The sequence below is a fragment of the Nocardioidaceae bacterium SCSIO 66511 genome (genome assembly GCA_023100825.1).
In the GTDB taxonomy this organism is placed as follows: domain Bacteria; phylum Actinomycetota; class Actinomycetes; order Propionibacteriales; family Nocardioidaceae; genus Solicola.
The window spans coordinates 2784959-2801673 of record CP095846.1 but is presented as its reverse complement, the minus strand read 5'-3'; the positions used below and the strand labels follow the sequence as shown (position 1 = coordinate 2801673).

At 68.1% G+C, this 16715-nt stretch carries 17 protein-coding genes; 8 read left to right on the top strand and 9 right to left on the bottom strand.

Translation table 11 applies throughout. From position 1 onward, the window contains the following. Nucleotides 1–10: 10 nt before the first annotated feature. Nucleotides 11–544: a carboxymuconolactone decarboxylase family protein gene (locus MU582_13130; protein ID UPK73380.1), complete on the bottom strand. Its 534-nt coding sequence runs from the start codon at nucleotides 542–544 to the stop codon at nucleotides 11–13. A 22-nt stretch (nucleotides 545–566) separates the two neighbouring features. On the opposite strand from MU582_13130, the gene pdxY reads away from it, so the two are divergent. The 3 genes from pdxY (at nucleotide 567) to MU582_13115 (ending at nucleotide 3500) form a co-directional block, all read left to right on the top strand. Further along, the gene (pdxY, locus tag MU582_13125) at nucleotides 567–1421 is read left to right on the top strand and encodes a pyridoxal kinase PdxY (GenBank protein ID UPK73379.1); all 855 of its coding nucleotides are present in this window, start codon (nucleotides 567–569) and stop codon (nucleotides 1419–1421) included. Then, a complete protein-coding gene (locus tag MU582_13120; protein ID UPK73378.1) occupies nucleotides 1418–2422 on the top strand; it encodes an aminotransferase class I/II-fold pyridoxal phosphate-dependent enzyme in 1005 nt (334 codons plus the stop codon). The genes pdxY and MU582_13120 overlap by 4 nt, the downstream gene beginning before the upstream one ends. A gap of 64 nt (nucleotides 2423–2486) precedes the next feature. Further along, nucleotides 2487–3500 carry an acyl-CoA desaturase gene (locus MU582_13115; GenBank protein ID UPK73377.1) on the top strand — a complete coding sequence of 338 codons (1014 nt, stop codon included), beginning with the start codon at nucleotides 2487–2489 and terminating at the stop codon, nucleotides 3498–3500. 3 nt (nucleotides 3501–3503) lie between these two features. Here MU582_13115 and MU582_13110 read toward each other — a convergent pair whose 3' ends face one another. Both MU582_13110 and pknB read right to left on the bottom strand, forming a co-directional pair. Further along, nucleotides 3504–4385 carry a DMT family transporter gene (locus tag MU582_13110; GenBank protein ID UPK73376.1) on the bottom strand — a complete coding sequence of 294 codons (882 nt, stop codon included), beginning with the start codon at nucleotides 4383–4385 and terminating at the stop codon, nucleotides 3504–3506. Between the two features lie 7 nt (nucleotides 4386–4392). Beyond that, nucleotides 4393–6336 (bottom strand): Stk1 family PASTA domain-containing Ser/Thr kinase, encoded by a 1944-nt coding sequence (pknB, locus tag MU582_13105; protein ID UPK73375.1) that lies wholly within the window; start codon nucleotides 6334–6336, stop codon nucleotides 4393–4395. Nucleotides 6337–6511: 175 nt separating this feature from the next. Here pknB and MU582_13100 point away from each other — a divergent pair, with 175 nt between their 5' ends. Further along, the gene (locus MU582_13100) at nucleotides 6512–6910 is read left to right on the top strand and encodes an Rv2175c family DNA-binding protein (GenBank protein ID UPK73374.1); all 399 of its coding nucleotides are present in this window, start codon (nucleotides 6512–6514) and stop codon (nucleotides 6908–6910) included. Between the two features lie 30 nt (nucleotides 6911–6940). Here the strand turns inward: MU582_13100 and MU582_13095 are convergent, their stop codons facing one another. Both MU582_13095 and MU582_13090 read right to left on the bottom strand, forming a co-directional pair. Then, nucleotides 6941–8293, bottom strand: coding sequence for a hypothetical protein (locus MU582_13095; GenBank protein UPK73373.1), 1353 nt, complete (start codon nucleotides 8291–8293; stop codon nucleotides 6941–6943). A 136-nt stretch (nucleotides 8294–8429) separates the two neighbouring features. Continuing rightward, nucleotides 8430–9500: a polyprenyl synthetase family protein gene (locus MU582_13090; GenBank protein ID UPK73372.1), complete on the bottom strand. Its 1071-nt coding sequence runs from the start codon at nucleotides 9498–9500 to the stop codon at nucleotides 8430–8432. 113 nt (nucleotides 9501–9613) lie between these two features. Between MU582_13090 and metF the strand changes: the two genes are divergently transcribed. Then, nucleotides 9614–10522, top strand: a complete 909-nt coding sequence (metF, locus tag MU582_13085; GenBank protein ID UPK73371.1) for a methylenetetrahydrofolate reductase [NAD(P)H] — start codon at nucleotides 9614–9616, stop codon at nucleotides 10520–10522. Between the two features lie 66 nt (nucleotides 10523–10588). Beyond that, nucleotides 10589–10867 carry a hypothetical protein gene (locus tag MU582_13080; protein ID UPK73370.1) on the top strand — a complete coding sequence of 93 codons (279 nt, stop codon included), beginning with the start codon at nucleotides 10589–10591 and terminating at the stop codon, nucleotides 10865–10867. Nucleotides 10868–10884: 17 nt separating this feature from the next. Here the strand turns inward: MU582_13080 and MU582_13075 are convergent, their stop codons facing one another. The 3 genes from MU582_13075 to MU582_13065 are packed head-to-tail and all read right to left on the bottom strand — an operon-like array spanning nucleotide 10885 to nucleotide 13393. Then, nucleotides 10885–12180, bottom strand: coding sequence for an FAD-dependent oxidoreductase (locus MU582_13075; GenBank protein ID UPK73369.1), 1296 nt, complete (start codon nucleotides 12178–12180; stop codon nucleotides 10885–10887). 11 nt (nucleotides 12181–12191) lie between these two features. Beyond that, nucleotides 12192–12896, bottom strand: coding sequence for a M50 family metallopeptidase (locus MU582_13070; protein ID UPK73368.1), 705 nt, complete (start codon nucleotides 12894–12896; stop codon nucleotides 12192–12194). Between the two features lie 20 nt (nucleotides 12897–12916). Further along, a complete protein-coding gene (locus MU582_13065) occupies nucleotides 12917–13393 on the bottom strand; it encodes a YbaK/EbsC family protein (GenBank protein ID UPK73367.1) in 477 nt (158 codons plus the stop codon). A 73-nt stretch (nucleotides 13394–13466) separates the two neighbouring features. On the opposite strand from MU582_13065, the gene MU582_13060 reads away from it, so the two are divergent. After that, nucleotides 13467–14225, top strand: a complete 759-nt coding sequence (locus MU582_13060; GenBank protein UPK73366.1) for a methyltransferase domain-containing protein — start codon at nucleotides 13467–13469, stop codon at nucleotides 14223–14225. 818 nt (nucleotides 14226–15043) lie between these two features. Here the strand turns inward: MU582_13060 and MU582_13055 are convergent. Then, nucleotides 15044–15904 (bottom strand): L,D-transpeptidase family protein, encoded by an 861-nt coding sequence (locus MU582_13055; GenBank protein ID UPK73365.1) that lies wholly within the window; start codon nucleotides 15902–15904, stop codon nucleotides 15044–15046. 211 nt (nucleotides 15905–16115) lie between these two features. On the opposite strand from MU582_13055, the gene MU582_13050 reads away from it, so the two are divergent. Continuing rightward, nucleotides 16116–16544: a DUF3040 domain-containing protein gene (locus MU582_13050; protein UPK73364.1), complete on the top strand. Its 429-nt coding sequence runs from the start codon at nucleotides 16116–16118 to the stop codon at nucleotides 16542–16544. Nucleotides 16545–16715 lie beyond the last annotated feature (171 nt).

Here is a 16715-nt window from a genome sequence, read left to right as displayed (position 1 = left end):
TTCTCGCGTGTCAGCGGTCGGTTTGGATGCGCAGAGTCGAGATCGTCGTCGCGAGCGACTCGTACTGACCGCTGAGCATGACCAGCTCGATGCACTCGGGTTCGCTCAGCTGGGTACGAAGTGCCTTCCAGGTGTCGTCGGAGATGTCGCGGTCGGCGGACAGCTCGTCGATACCGCGCAGCAGCGCGCGTTCGCGTTCGCTCCAGCCGTCGGCGTCCGGCCCGGCCTGCACCCGCTCGACGTCGTCGGGGCGTACGCCCGCGCGCCGGCCAAGGCGTACGTGATGGGTGAACTCGTATTCGCTGCCGCGCAGATGGGCGATGCGCAGGATCATCAGCTCGGTCTCGCGGCGGGACAGGCGACCGAACGGCATCAGCTTCGACGAGTACCACATCCAGCCTCGAAACAGGCCGCGGCAGCGTCCGAGGGTGGTGAAGAGGTTCGGCGGGTTCGTACCGGTCACCCGTCCGCTCACCCAGCAGATCGCGTGGTTGACGAGTCCGATGTCGCGGCGTGTTCCGGGTGCGATGCGCGGCGCAGTCATGGGCCGACCGTACATTGTTCTCGTGCAGATCCTCTCCATCCAGTCCGCGGTCGCGTACGGCCACGTCGGCAACAGCGCGGCGGTGTTTCCGCTGCAGCGTCTCGGCATCGAGGTATGGCCGGTCAACACGGTCGCGTTCTCCAACCACACGGGTTACGGCGACTGGAAGGGTCCGGTGCTGCCTGCGGCCGACGTCGCAGCGATCGTCGACGGAGTACGTGAGCGGGGGGTCTTCGGCCGGCTCGACGCCGTCCTCTCCGGTTACCAGGGCGCCGAGGATGTCGGCTCGGTGGTCGTCGACACCGTACGCGCGGTCAAGGCGGCCAGCCCGGAGGCGATCTACTGCGCCGACCCGGTGATGGGCGATCGCTGGTGCGGGTTCTACGTACGCCCGGGCATCCCGGAGTTCATGCGTGACCAGCTGCTGCCGGTGGCCGATGTGACGACTCCGAACCAGTTCGAGTTGGAGTTCCTCGCCTCGCATCCGGCCGAGTCGATCGATGACGTCGTCGCCGCCGCGCAGATCGTCCGCGAGAGCGGACCAAGCACCGTCCTCGTCACCTCCGTCGAGGGTCCCGACATCGCCCCCGACCAGATGGGCATGCTCGCCGTCTCCGATGCCGGCGCGCACCTCGTGCGCACACCGAAACTCGAGATCGCGACGGTCAGCGGTTCAGGCGACGCGACGGCCGCGTTGTTCCTCGCGAACCTCCTGCACGGCCCCGACGTACGAAGTGCGCTGCGAAGAACGGCGTCGGCTGTCTACGGCGTACTCGAGGTCACAGCGAAGACCGGCTCGACCGAAATGGAGCTGATCGCCGCGCAGGACCGGATCGCCGACCCACCTGAGGAGTTCGAGGTCGAGGAGCTCGCATGATCGATCTTCGCAGCGACACCGTGACCAAGCCGACCGATGCGATGCGCGCAGCAATGGCCGGCGCCGACGTCGGCGACGATGTGTATGGCGAGGACCCTTCGGTCAACGCTCTCGAGCAGCGAGTCGCCGAGCTGTTCGGCCACGAGGCCGCGCTCTACTGCGTATCCGGAAGCCTTGCCAATCTCCTTGCCGTACAAGCGGTCTCACCGCTTGGCTCGGACATCCTGTGCGACTCGCAGGCGCACATCGTACGTGCAGAGTCCGGTGCGCACGCGGTCGTCGGCGGTGCGACGACGCGCACATGGTCACACCCGCGCGGTCTCGCCGAGGTCGCCGATATCGAGTCCTTGGTGGCAAGCGGGTCTTCGTACTTCGTCAACACCGCGACGATCTCCGTCGAGACCACCCACAACTTCGCAGGCGGGCTCGTCCACCCGATCGAGTCGCTGCAGGAGGTACGCGCGCTCGCCGACAAGCACAATCTGGCCGTTCACCTCGACGGAGCGCGCATCTGGAACGCCCACGTCGCCACCGGCACACCTCTGCGCGACTACGGCGCTGTGGCCGACGTGGTCGCGGTCTGCCTGTCGAAGGGGCTCGGTGCACCCGTCGGCTCGCTCGTCATCGGCTCGCACGACCACATCGCCCAGGCGCGTGAGTGGCGTCGGCGAGTCGGCGCCGCATGGCGGCAGGCCGGCGTGCTGGCGGCCGCCGGACAGTACGCGCTCGACCACCACATCGACCGCCTTGCCGACGATCATGCGAACGCGCGGCTCATCGCCGAGGCGTGCGGTGTCGATCCCGCGTCTGTCGAGTCCAACGTCGTGGTCGTACGCTGCGCAGACTCGAAAGCGGTCGTTGACGCCGCGCGAGCCGAGGGGGTTCTGGTCGGCGCGATCGATCCCCGCACCGTACGACTGCTCACTCACCTCGATGTGAGCACCGGAGAGGCCGAACGCGCGGCGACGGTGTTGCGGCGCGTACTCCAACAGGGGAGTTAGCCCTACCTCGATTGGGGATTCCGCCCCATCGAAGACGTGACCGGTCGCGAGAAGACTCGGTTACATGACCATCGAATCCGCGCGTACCCGCAGCGACTTCGCCGACCTCCGCGACCGCATCGACGATGCCGGATTGCTGGAGCGGCGCCCGACCTATTATGTGTTGCGCATCTCGGCCATCGTCGTCGCGTTCACGGTCGGGTGGACCGCGTTCTTCACGCTCGGCAACACCTGGTGGCAGCTGCTGACCGCCGCTTTCATCGCCGTCGCATTCGCCCAACTCGCCCTCGTCGCACACGACCTCGCACACATGCAGGTCTTTCGTACGCGCCGGCCGAGCGAGATCGCCGGCCGGATCGTCGGCAACCTCGGCATCGGTATGGGCTACGGCTGGTGGATGGACAAGCACACGCGGCACCACGCGAACCCGAACCATGAGGAGCTCGATCCCGATGTGGCGCCGGACCTCCTCACCTGGTCACAGGACCAGGCGCGTGGTACGAGCGGCATTGCGCGGTTCGTCAGCAAGTACGAAGCGTGGTTGTTCTTTCCGCTACTGACGCTCGAGGGCTTCAACCTGCACATCTCGAGCGTACGAGCGCTGTTCCGGCCCAATCTCAAACGACGCAGGCTGGAAGCGGCGTTGCTGATCGCGCACTTCGCCGCGTACCTGGGTGCGGTGTTCGCCGTCCTTTCACCCGGCAAGGCGATCGTGTGGATCCTGCTCAACCAGGCGTTGTTCGGTCTCTACCTGGGCTGCAGCTTCGCGCCGAACCACAAGGGGATGCCGACCCTCAAGGAGGGCGAACGGCTCGACTTCCTGCGCAAGCAGGTGCTCACATCGCGCAACGTACGCGGCAATGTCGTCACCGACCACGCTCTCGGCGGGCTGAACTACCAGATCGAGCACCATCTGTTTCCCAACATGCCGATGCCCAACCTGCGCAAGGCGCAGCCGATCGTACGTGCGTACTGCGATGAGCGTGGTATCAGCTACACCGAGACGGGGTTGTTCGAGTCGTACGCGATCGCGTTGCGACACATGCACTCCGTCGGTGCACCGTTGCGTGCCGGATAGCCGTCACTGGCCGAGATGAGGGACCTCGGCCTCGATCTTGCGGCGCGGCGCCAACTCGGCGGCGAGCATGGCGGCGACGACGAACGTGCCGCCGATGGCAACCCGCAGGGTGAGCGACTCGTCGCCGAGCGCGATGGCGAACGTCGCCGCGAACACCGGTTCCATCGTCATGATGATCGCCGCCCGGGTCGCCGGCAGATGGGCCTGTGCCCAGGTCTGGGCGAGCATCGCGATCGCGCCGGCGACGACGGCCATGTACACGACCGAGACCCAGTCGGCGGCGTCGTCGGGGAGCACCATGCCGTTCCACCCGGTGGCGGCGAAGCACATCGCGGCGATCACTGCCATCTGGATCACCGCCAGCCCGTACGCGTCGCGGGCCGTCGACCAGGCACTGAGCGCGACGATGTGCACCGCGTACAGGATCGCCGACGCGAAGGTGATGCTCTCGCCGATACCGATCGACAGGCCGCGCAGAGACAAGAACCCGAGCCCGACTGTCGCGACCGCTACCGCGCACCAGGTGACCGCGCCGATGCGGCTGCGGAGCACGACGGCCGCGATCACGGGCGTCAGCACGACGTACATGCCGGTGATGAAGCCCGAGACGCTCGCGTCTGTATGCGCGAGGCCCTCGGTCTGCAGGATCTGCGCCAAACCGTAGATCAGCCCGACGATCACGCCGCGGCGCCGCGTTTGCGACGACAGCCGCGCGATCGCCCGTGGCGCGACGATCATCATTGCCGCTGCTGCGATGGCGAACCGAAGCGCAAGGAAGTCGAGCGTCGGCACCCGGTCGAGCAGATCCTTGATCAGGATGAACGTCGATCCCCATGTGGCGGTGACGAGCAACAGGGCGAGAGTCGCCCACCGGGTCGTACGCATGCTGTGCTCAGACCACGTACAACGTCACGGTGGTGCCTTTGCGTACGCGCTCTCCGGAGTCGGGGTCCTGATCGCGGACGATGCCGGCACCGATGCTGACATCGCTTTCCTCGACCTTGACCTCGAGGCCCTTGTCCTCCAGCTGTTTCGTCGCGTCCTCGACGTCCATGAAGCTGACGTCGGGGACCTCGACGCGTGCCGGCCCACGGGAGACGACGAGCCGGACGGTGTCACCGCGGTACGCGGACCCGTTGTCGGGGTTCTGGGTGATCACCTGCCCACGCGGGACACTGCGATCGTGGGTGCGTTCGATGTCGACCTCGAAGCCGGCATCCTCGAGTGCCGCGCGTGCGTCGCGTACGCGGGTGCCGACCTGGGACTGGACGTCGATAGGGCGGCGGCCCTTCGACACGATGATGTCGACCTTCGTACCGGCCTTGACCTTCTTGCCCGGTTTGACGCTGCCGCGGATGACATCGCCGGTGTCGACCGAGTCGCTGTAACGCGGAATCGTCCTGCCCGCTTCGAGGTTGGCCTTCTCCAGTGCGTTGCGGGCGCCGGCTTCGTCGGTGCCGGCGAGCTTCGGAACCTTGTAGCGCTCCTTGCCCTTCGACAGCGTCACGTCGACGGTGCCGCCGTCGATGATGTTCTCTCCCGGCTCCGGACTGGTGGAGATGACGTCGCCCGCGGGCACGGTTTCGCTGAACTTCTCGTCGGACACATCGAGGTCGAGACCGCGGCTCTCCGCGATCTCTCGCGCGGCCTTCTCCGTCTCCCCGGTCAGGTCGGGTGTCGTGCTGTAGCGCATGACGCCGAAGTAGAAGCCGCCGATCGCCGCGAGGATCGCGAGCACGACGATGATCGCCAGCCAGATCGGGCCCCGCCTGCGCTTCTTCTGCCGAGGGGGCTCGTCAGGTGCGGTCGGCTGCTCCGGGCCAGTCGGCGGCGGACCCTTCGGGCCGACGACGAGAGTGGCATCGGAGTGCTGCGGTGCAGCCGGCGCGGGCGCCTGCGGCGGACGCTGGGGCTGCGGCGACGGTCGGGTCGCGCTCGGCAGCAGGTCGGCCACCAGCTCGGGATCGTCGGCCAGGCCGCGATCGAGCGCGTGACGTACCTGCCGGAGCTGGCGAAGCAGTACGCGTGCGTCGGCGGAGCGCCGGTCGCGGTCGCGGGCGGTCGCGCGGGCGATGAGCGCATCGATGTACGTAGGCATACCCCGCATCCGGAGCGACGGGGGCGGGACGTCTTCGTGCACGTGGCGGTACGCGATCTGGATCGGTGTCTCGCCGGAGTGCGGTTTGAAGCCGGTCAACATCTCGTACAGGACCGCGCCGCAGGCGTACACGTCGGTACGTGCGTCGGCGCCCTGGTTGAGTACGAGCTCCGGAGCGAGGTACGAGACGGTGCCGATGAGCACACCGGTGGAGGCGTTCGAGGCGCCGCCGGTGGCCGATGTCACGGCGCGGGCGAGGCCGAAGTCGGCAACCTTGACCCGGCCGTCCGGGGCGATCAGAACGTTCTCCGGCTTGACGTCTCGGTGCACGATATGCGCTTCGTGCGCGGCCGAGAGCGCGAGCAGAATCTGCTCGAGCAGGGCGAGCGCGCGACGTGGATGCATCGGTGCCTCGTCGCGCATCAGGTCGCGCAGCGTACGCCCCTCGACGAGCTCCATGACGAGATAGACGACGCCGTTGTCGTCGCCCTGGTCGAACACCGAGACGACGTTGGGATGGTTCAGTTTCGCGGCCGACCGGGCCTCCCGGACGAACCGATCGACGAAGTCGACGTCGTCACGCATGCCCGCGTGCATGACCTTGACGGCGACGACGCGATCGAGACGGGTGTCGGTGGCGCGGTAGACGCTGGCCATGCCGCCACGGGCGATCAGGTCGCCGATCAGGTATCTGCCGTCGAGCAAGCGACCCTGCAGGGTCTCGTTGCTCGCGGACACGGAAATCTCCTCGATCTGGGGCAGGCCAGTGGTGCGGCGGAGGTTAAGGCTCGACGCTCGACCCCGTCCGACCTGAGTGGATTCTAGTTGGGTACGGGTGCGACCCCGTGCAGGCGGTGTGTGAGCGCGCCCGGTCGACGTTCCCGCTCGACCGTCGAAGCGTACGATCGGGGCCGTGCCGAACGCGAATCCTGACCACGCCGATGCCGATGACAACGGAGCCGATCCGCTCGACACCCTGATCGACTCCTGGTTGACCCTTGGCGAGGCGGCCGACGAGCTCGGAGTGAGCCCCAACCGCGTACGACAGTGGGCCCGCGAGCGCGAGCTCAGCGTCGTACGCACCGCCGCATCCAAGGAGCCGCGCGTACCCGCCGCGATGCTCGCCGACGGCGCGATCGTGAAGGGTCTCGGCGGCACGCTGACGCTGCTGTCGGACTCCGGCTTCGAGGAGCACGAGGCGCTGGTCTGGCTGTTCACCGCCGACGACTCACTGCCCGGCCGACCGATCGACGCGCTTCGCGAGGACCGCGGCAAGGAGGTACGCCGCCGCGCGCAGGCGATGGCGTTCTGAGCCCGCGCTGACCACTCGACGGGCTACGGATCAGGCGTCGGACGTGGCGAAGCGTCGCAATGCCCGCGCATGCGGAAGGGCCGACTGCCCGCGGGCGATGACGTGCTCGTCGAGCTCCCACATCGCCAGCCTGCCGCCGATCATGCTCGGCCCCGTGCGTACGACGGTCTCGGTCGCCGAGCCGTCGACCGGACCGAGACGGACGCCGTCCCAACCGATCCGGTGGTCGACCGATTCGGTCGGCGCGGCGGCCGAGTCGGCGATCGACATGAGTCTGCCGCTGCGTTGCTCGTCGGCCGCCCCCACGATCCGGTGTTCGAGGTCGGCGGCGCTCAGGCGGATGTCGCGACCGCGCACGGCGTTGAGCTGCACCAGCTCGATCGGTAGCGACGGGACTGCTCGGGCGAGCTGACCGAGCCCGCCGGAGAAGCGAGGATTGAGCTCGGTCGGTCGGAAGCCCTCGGCGGTCACGATGCCGTCGATGCTGAACCCGCCGCGGTAGCCCACGCGCCGGTCGAGCACGCGGCCGACTGCGCGTGCCGCTTCCCGCATCGCGTTGCGGACCTCTGGCGCGGGATCCCACCAGGTCGACATCCCCGTCGAGGCGAAGCGACCCTCGCCGGCGTCGGGTATCTGCACCTGTTCCACCGGCCGCAACGCCGCGACACCGTCGGGCAGGACGAAGCCGTGGATGCTGCACGACGGCCCTTCGAGGTACGGCATCACTCGTACGCGGTCACAGTTGGCGGCGAAGAAGGTCTCCGCGTCGGCGGCCTGTTCGGGCGTACGTACCCATCGCACGTAGTCGCTGCCGCCGTTCAGCCCGTCGCGGGCGTCGCCGGACCACACGGTGCCAGCACCTGTGTCGAGCGCATCGGCCGCGGCACGCAGGTCGGCTGCTTCGGGGCGTACGGACCTGCTCGGCGAGTGCGCAACGCCGGCCTCGCGCCAGAGGTCGGCGTCGAGCGTCTTGTCCTCGAGCGCGGCCCAGCTGGCGGGCCTACCGCCGAGGACGGGACGCCCGAGGCAGTCCGCATTCGACGCATACGGCGTGAGCCACCAGATCGCCTCGCCGTCGGGGTCGTACGACTCGACGGCCGCGCGAACCTCGGGTGGTGGGTCGCTGGCGAGAGCGGTGTTCTGACGTACCTCCTCGGTCATCGTCGGCGGCCGCGGCCCGGCGACTTCGACGAGGTCGTGGGTGTCGGGCGGGGGAACAGGCCCCGTGCCGCGGCCGATGCTGACGAGCAGCGGCCTCTGTGCACCGAACGTACGCAGCGTTTCGATCTGGTGATTCGAAGCGGCAACCAGTCGATAGCCGAGGATCACCTTGCGCCCCCGAAAGGGCTCGGTCAGCCAGCGTGTCCATTCGGTGTCGTCCATGCGGGTCAACGTAAATCGCCGGCCTGCTCGCGTCACCCGGTTTTGTGCTCGCGTTGCGATCGGTTACGCCCAGATCCAGCAGGTTGCGATCCGGGGGTAACCGATCGCAAAAAGCGCCCGCCTGCATACGGCGCACTCAGCTTTGGCGCCGCGTCGCGCGCTCGGCCAACCGAGCAATCGCGTCGCGGGCATCCGGGTCGAGCATCGGCGCGTCATCCAACGCCGCCGCGACGCGGCCTTCGAGCGTTGCGATCTGGTCCTCGACCGCGTCGAGCGCACCCGTCGACGTGATCAGCGCACGCAACCGGTCGACCTCGGCCGGGTCGAGGTCGGGGCGGCCGACGGCATCGGCGAGGATCCTGGTCTGCTCGCCGTCGGCACCCTCGAACGCACGCGCGAGCAGCACAGTGCGTTTACCTTCGCGCAGGTCGTCGCCGGCGGGCTTTCCGGTGACCTCGGGGTCGCCGAACACGCCGAGCACGTCGTCGCGCAGCTGGAACGCCTCACCGAGTGGCACGCCGACCCGCGACAGTGCGGTCAACAGTGACTCGTCGCCGCCCGCGAGCGCACCGCCGATGTGCAGCGGGCGCTCGACGGTGTACTTCGCCGATTTGAAGTGCACGATGCGCATCGCCTGCTCGATCGAGTTCACCCCAGCCGACTGCCCGACGAGGTCGAGGAACTGGCCACCAACGACCTCGGACTTGCACAGGTCGAGGAAGTACGCGCCACGTACGAGCCGGCCCTGGCTCAGGCCGGAGTCTCGGAACATCTCGTCGCACCAGCTCAACATCAGGTCACCGAGCAGAATCGCGGAACCGACACCGAACTGCTGAGCGTCACCGACCCAGTTCGCCGAGCGATGACGCGCCTCGAATGCGCGATGTACCGCGGGCCGCCCGCGACGCACGTCGGAGCCGTCCATCACATCGTCGTGGACGAGCGCGCTCGCCTGCAGCCACTCCAGCGCCGAGGCCGCGCGAAGGATGCCCGGCTCGTCGTCGGCGCCGCCCGCGGCCCGCCAGCCCCAATAGCAGAATGCAGGGCGCAGACGTTTGCCTCCGGATACGAAGGCCTGCGCGGCGTCGAGGAAGGGCGTGAGCTCCGGGCCGAGATCGCGCAGCCGCCCGCGTTGGGCGTCGACGAACTCGTCGAGCTCTGCCTGCACGGTGCCGGCAAGGTCGGATTCGACGTCCTGGGTGGACATGGGCGTCAGCCTATCCGTGCCATCGGGCGACCGAACGTCGACTGTCCGGCGCCGACATCTTGCAGAATGGGCGTGCCGACCAACTGGTGGACCTCTGGCCTAATGTGGTTCGCATGACGACGCCTGCTGCGGATGCTTCGGACTCCGACGCGATCACCCGCGCGCTCGCGTCGGACGCACCGGCGTTCTCGTTCGAGTTCTTCCCGCCGAAGAGCGACGAGGGGGAGCGGCGGTTGTGGACCGCGATCCGCGAGTTGGAGTCACTGCAGCCGACGTTCGTCTCCGTGACGTACGGCGCGGGCGGCTCGACGCGCGACCGAACCGTTCGCATCACGGAGCGGATCGCGCTCGAGACCACCTTGACGCCGGTCGGCCACCTCACCTGCGTCGGGCAGAGCAGCGACGAGCTGCGTGGTGTCGTCGGGCAGTACGCCGCGGCGGGCGTACGAAACATCCTGGCGCTGCGCGGCGATCCGGCCGGAGGTCCCGGCACGCCGTGGCAGGCGCACCCGGGTGGCCTCGACAGCGGCGTGGAGCTGGTCGAGCTGGTCCGTCCGCTCGGGCGCTTCGGCATCGGCGTCGCGGCGTACCCGCGTGGTCATCGCGATGCCGACAGCCTCGACGCCGACGCGCGAACGCTGGTCCACAAGGCCGAGGCCGGTGCGTCCTTCGCGGTATCGGACTTCTTCTTCGACGCCGACGACTACGTCCGGCTCGTCGACCGCGTACGAGAACTCGGGTGCACGATCCCGATCGTCCCGGGCATCATGCCGATCACCAATCTGCGCCAGATCACCCGTATGTCTGAGCTTTCCGGCCATCCGGTTCCCGACGCGGTCGCCCAGCGGATCGCGCCGTTACAGGACGACCCTGCCGCCGTGCGCGCGGAGGGCATCATCCTTGCGACCGAGCTGTGCGAGCGGCTACTCGGGTCGGGCGCACCCGGCCTGCACTTCTACACCCTGAACCGGTCGACGGCCACCAGAGACATCTTCGAGCGACTGACCCGCGCCCGCGTCTGAACGCCGACACGCCACGATCTCGCCCAATCCACGAAAAGTGGCACAAGTCACTGTCATCCTGTAGGTGTGAGTGGACGCCAGAAGCGACTGAAGGCCGAGTTGACGCTCGGCAGCGCTTCTTGTCTGGCGCTGGTCGTCGGCCTGGCCGCGTGGATGGGCGCGGCCGATCTGTCCTTCCAGGCCCACCCGACCCTCGCGGCGGTGTGGTGGGGGAGCCTGCTGCTCGGCTCGGCCTTCGGTGTCGGCGCGTGCCGCATCGATGACGACTCCGACGAGGCGCACTACCTGTCGTCGATCGTGGCGGGCATCCGGCAGGAGTGGAAAGATCGTTCGCTGCGGCACTGAGGCTCTCTGCAGCCGCGTCAGGCCCTGCCGATCGCCGTCGCCACCGCCGCGGCGCCGAGGCCCACCAGCTCGAAGCTCGGTCCCGGATGCGCGGCGCAGCCGACCAGGAACAAGCCCCGGAACGGCGACGCTCCCACCCCGGGGCGGTCGAGCGCCGTACGCCAGCCCTGCCACTGCCATCCGTACGCCGGACCCGCGTCGACGAGCTGGTCGGTCGGTGAGAGGTCGATTCGCTCGACGACGAAGTCGGCGACGTTGAGGCCACGCCGCCGCAGGGTGGCCAGCACGTCTTCGCCCGCCGCGCCGCTGTGCTCGACGGTCCAGGTGCGGTAGCCGAGCGGCGAGCCGCCGCCGGTGTGGATCGTCACGACCGGGTTGCCGTGTACGACAGTGTCGACGGGCAGATCGGGTGCGTCGAGTGTCAGCGCCAGATGGGTGACTGCGGGCGGGATGACGGGGAGGCCGCCGAACGGCTGTAGCGACGGCGGCGGCGTCGGTGCCGCCCAGACGACCAGGTCGGCATCGAAATCGTCGGATTCGGTACGTACGCCGGTGACCGTGCCGTCGTCGGCGCGGAGGTCGAGGGCGCGCACACCGGTACGTACGTCGACTCGGCGTTGCTCCAGCCGAGCCTCGAGTACGTCGACCAGCGCGGGCATCCCGCCGTCGACCTTCCATCGGCCGAATCCGCGCTCCACATGGTGTTTGACCATCGCGAACGCAGGTGTCGACCGGGTCGGCTGACCCTTTGCGCGTACGTCGTCGAGGAGGATCGCTCGGAGCCGGTGGTCCTTGAAGGTCCGCTTCGCCGCGGTACGCGCGGCCTGCCGCGGCCGCAGCGCGCGCAACTGGCGCCGGTCGAGATCTGCGCGGCCGGCGAACGGTCGCTCGAGGACGCGGGTGCGCAATATCTCCCATGCCGGCGCGAGGGAGTCGACCCATGCGGCCCACGGGTCGCCTTGTCCGTCGAGCGCCTCGTCGACGGCGGTGACTTGGGCGCCGCGCGAGCCCATCGGCAGGTCGAGTCGTACGTAGTCGGCGAAGAGGTGGCGACGCCCCGGCTGCAGATGTACGAGGTCGAGCTCACGTTCAAGCGGCCGGCCGGATTTGCGGAACAGATCGCGCAGCATCGCCGGGAGCGTGAACGACTCGGTGTGCCGATCCCAGGAGACCTCGCCCTGCGTACGTCGCCGCAACCGGCCGCCGAGGGTGTCGTCTTGCTCGAGCAGCACGACCTCATGGCGCAGCTTCGCGAGCCGGACCGCCGCAGCGAGTCCACCGAACCCGCCGCCGACGACCACGATTCGTGCCATGAGCAGACCCCTCAACGCCACAGGACGACGGCACCGACGGCGAGTGCGCCGAGCGTGCCGAGCAGGAAGAGCCCTACCCATGCCACTGCGGGTAGGAACGTGAGCCGCGCCAGTTGGTCTGCGTCGGACGCGGTGGATCGCCGGCGACGACGCTCGACCTGGAGCTCGACGACCGGCCGTGGCGCTGCTACCAGCAGGAACCACGTCACGAGGTACGCGAAGCCCGATTGGACGGACTCGGGCGCCCACCAGGTGATCGCGAAGACGACTCCGCCCGAGACGAGCACCGACCAGAGCCCGAACCAGTTACGGATCTGGATCAACAGCAGCGCAAGGAGTACGAGCAGGCCCCAAAGCACGGCGAGCGCGTACCCGGCGCCGAGCGTCAGCGCCGCGGCGAGGCCGATCAGCGCAGGACCGAGGTAGCCCGCTGCCGCCGTCACGACCATGCCGATTCCGGTGCGTTTACCGGACGAGACGGTGACGCCCGAGGTATCAGAATGCAGCCGGATGCCCGACAGGCGTCGCCCGGAGGCGACTGCGGCGAAGCCGTGCGATGCCTCGTGCGCGATCGTCACCACATGGCGGGCGATCCGCCACGACGGCAGGTACAGCACCACGGCGACGGCGACGGCAGCGGTCGTGAGGACAACCGACGTGTCGGGTCGGGCCTGCTGTTCGAATACGGCCTGCCAGGCCTCGCTGAGCGACTCCATGCTGAGGGATCGTCGCGCGGTCAGGCGACGTCGATCGCGGATCCGCCGGTGAGGGTGAGCAGCTCGGCGTACGTGGTCGAGAACACGGCATGCGGATGGCCGGCGGCCGCCCAGACCGTCTCATGACGCTCCAACCAGCGGTCGACGAACGTACGCACGGGTTGCGGATGTCCGACCGGTGACACGCCGCCGATCGCCTGCCCAGTATGGGAACGGACGAAGTCCGGGGTCGCGCGGTCGAGACTGGGGAGCCCTGTGTCGGCGGCGACCTTGGCGGTGTCGACGCGATGTGCGCCGGAGGTCAGGACCAGTACGGCCAGGCCGTCGGCGTCGAATACGAGGCTGTTCACGATCGCTCCGACCTCGACCGAGAGCGCGGCGGCCGCCTCGACAGCGGTACGCGCGGAATCCGGCAGGACCCGCACCGTACCCGAGGCGCCGAGGTCGTCGAGAGCGGCCGAGACCGTACGTACGGCCGGATGATCGGTGATCGTCATGGGCACGACCGTACCCCGCGGTGCGCAGCGTGCCCCCGTAGGCTGTGGCCGTTCCCGACCGTTGGAGAGTGCCGTGCCAGAGAGCCCGTCGTCCGATCCCGGCCAAGCCGCACTTCGTACTGCCGTGGTCTGGGACGCCGTATGCGAGGTGATCGACCGGCTCGCCGGCTCAACGCCGCTGACCATCGTCGATGTCGGCGGCGGCACCGGGGGACTGGCCGTGCGGCTCGCGGAGCTCGGTCACCATGTCGTCGTCATCGACCCGAGCCCCAATGCGCTGGCGTCGCTACACCGCCGAGCCGCCGACGGAGGCGTCGGCGAACTCGTCCGCGGAGTCCAAGGCGATACCAGCGACCTCGGCTCCAGCGTCGACGACGGCAGCGTCGACGTGCTGCTGTGCCACGGGGTGCTCGACGTCGTCGACGATCCGGCGCAGGCGCTCGCCCGGATGCACGCCGCGCTGCGGGTCGACGGGGTGCTGAGCGTGGTCGTACCCGGCCGGGTCGCGGGCGTACTCGCACGTGCCCTTGCCGGACAGTTCGAGCGTGCGCGGACGCTGCTCGACGCCCGGATCGACGACTGGCGCCCCGACGTACACGGCCCGCGCCGCTTCACCCCGTCCGATGTTGCGAACCTGCTCGATCGGGGCGGGTTCGAGGTGGACCGGATCGACGCGACCAGAGTGTTCTCCGACCTGGTCCCGAGCGCACTGGTCGACGGCGAGTCCGGAGGACGACGCGCGCTCCTCGACCTCGAGCGTGCGGTTGCGACCAGCCCCGACTTCGAGGCCCTCGGCGGTCAGCTGCATGCGGTGGCGGTTCGGCGGGGTTAGGCGCTGCTATCGGGACCATCCGCCAGCACGGGTCTTCTTCGCCGTTCGCTTCTCGCCCCTGCCGGCTCCCCGCTTCTACTCTGCGACCACCCGACTGCCCGACTCCGCTCGCTGTCGGCTTTCCGTTGCTTCCGTGTGACTACCCGCCACTCCGGTCCTCTCCGCTGTCGGCTTTCCCTACCTCGTCGGCTGGGCAAAGACGCGGCGACGCGGGAGCCGCAGCTACGGGGCTGGGTTGCTTGCCGGCTAACCCGTTTCAGTCGACTCTTGCGGGGTCGGTGGGTGGTGGTTTACCAAGTAGACATGGTGAAGCGCCGCTTTGCATGGCGGGCACACCATGCAAAGTGGGAGGTTGCCGTGCCCGTTGGTACGTACGTGGCCGCTGTGGCAGGAGTTCACTCACTCGTCCCGCCGCGCGCCGACCGTCGTGCGGTTCGCCTTGGAACCAAGGCAAACCGCGCCCGCAGCCGGACGCCCCAAGGCAAACGGTCACTGTCCCAAGGGACACTGCCCGTGGACAGTGACAACCGCCCTTGGGAAGTTCCAACCTTGCCCCGTGGCCACCGCGAAGTGACGGGAAAGCCGCCAAGCAACCTCGCCCGAAGTAGCGCTTCGGCGTCGCCGCGTCTTTGCCCAGCCGGAGGAGCGAGGGAAGGCCGACAGCGAACCCTAATCGGTGAGCCGGGTGGTCGCCCCGAAGGAAGCGAAGAGCCGACAAGGTACGGAATCCGGCCGCCGGGAGGTCGTACCTAAGACAACGGCCGCCGCGCTGCGAGTGCAGCGCGGCGGCCTTCATGAGTTGGTACTCGGTGACCGAGTCAGTCCCAGGCGCCTCGTACGTGCACCTTGGGCCGCTTGCCCTTGGTCAGCTTCCAGAGCTGGTTGGAGTCCTGGATGTACATGTTCACGCAGCCATGGCTGTGACCGGTGAACGGGTCGACCATGTACGGCGAACCGTGGAACGCCTGCCCGCCCGAGAAGAACTGCGAGTTGGGCATCGGCGAGTTGTAGATGCTGCTGACGTGGTCCTTGTCCTTCAGGAACACCCGGAAGTTGCCCCTGCGCGTCTCGTAACCGCGGTCGCCGCCGCGTACCAGCCACGCGTTGAACAGCCGGCCCCTGCGCCAGAGGGTGACCTCGTGCAGCTTGCGGTTGTAGCACAGGTGCGGCCCGCGGTTCTTATTCGACTTGCAGGCGCGCGGAATGCCCTTGCGGCCGCGGATGGTCCGCTTGATCAGCTTGCGCCAGGTCTTGTGCGTCGCGATGCCGGTGCGCTTGATATGCGTCTTGCGCTGGAAGCGCTTGACCGCCTTGCGGGTCTTCTTCGCGAAGGTGCCCGTGACCGGGCCTTTGTAGACACCCGCCCAGCGAAGGCGGTACTGCAGCTCTCGTACGTGGTTGATGTTCCTCGCCGACGTGTCGCGGTCGCCGAAACGCGTGGTCTGACGGCCGAACCGGCTCCTGAACCACGGCTTCTTACGCGCCTCGTCGGTTGCGAGTGCGCGGCTCTTGGTACGCGCCTGCGCCTTGGTCTGGCCGGGCGTCGGATCGTTGCTGAAGACTTCCTCGCTGGTGATACCGGACCGGTTGTCTTGATCATCGGCGACCGATGGCGATGCGACGAGTACCGACCCGCACATCGCGGTCACGGCAAGCGCCGCCCCCAAAACTCGTTTCATGGTGAAACCCCTCGTGTCGTAGTCAGATCAGGGTAAGGCACTCCGAGGTCGGTTCGAACCGACGACCCGCCTGCGGAATCCACCCGCCTGTCACGAGGTAGACGCACGAACCCGGGTCATGGTTTGCCACCACGGGTTTCGCCGAACCGAGGTGGTGCCTAGACTAGGTACATACGGGTACCTAGCCCGCCGTGCACAACGGGAGGAAGACGTGCCTCTATCGGAGGAAGAACAGCGGCTTCTGCAGCAGATGGAGCAGGCGCTGGCTGCGGAGGACCCCAGCCTCGCTTCAACGCTTCGTGGCTCGAAGATGCGCGCCCGCAACCGCCGTCAGGCGATTGCTTCTGTTCTCGGGTTCATCCTCGGTGTCGGCATCATGATGGTCGGCGTGATCGCAACGCTCACGATCGTGGGCGTCGTCGGCTTCCTGGTGATGCTCGCCACCGCATATCTGTTCATGGTGGCGTGGCGCCGCGGCGTCGGCTCCGCCGATGACGACGATCCCGAAGACGAGCCCGACAAACCTGAGTCGGAGCACCACGGTATTCGCGGCCTGCGGCACTCACGCCCGAGTAGCTCTGGTTCGTTCATGGAGCGCATGGAAGAGCGTTGGCGTCGCCGTCGCGACACCGATATGTGACTCGTCCGTCCGACCGTACGATCGCCGACGCGTGATGGCGTACCGCGCTTTGCCGATGCGGTCGGTTCTGCTCTGATCGCTCCCGTTCTCGGGTTTTCGGACCGTCACGATTTTGTATCTCTGCGTGATAGGTCCAATAGGTTTGTATCTGTCACGCAGAGATACAAAATC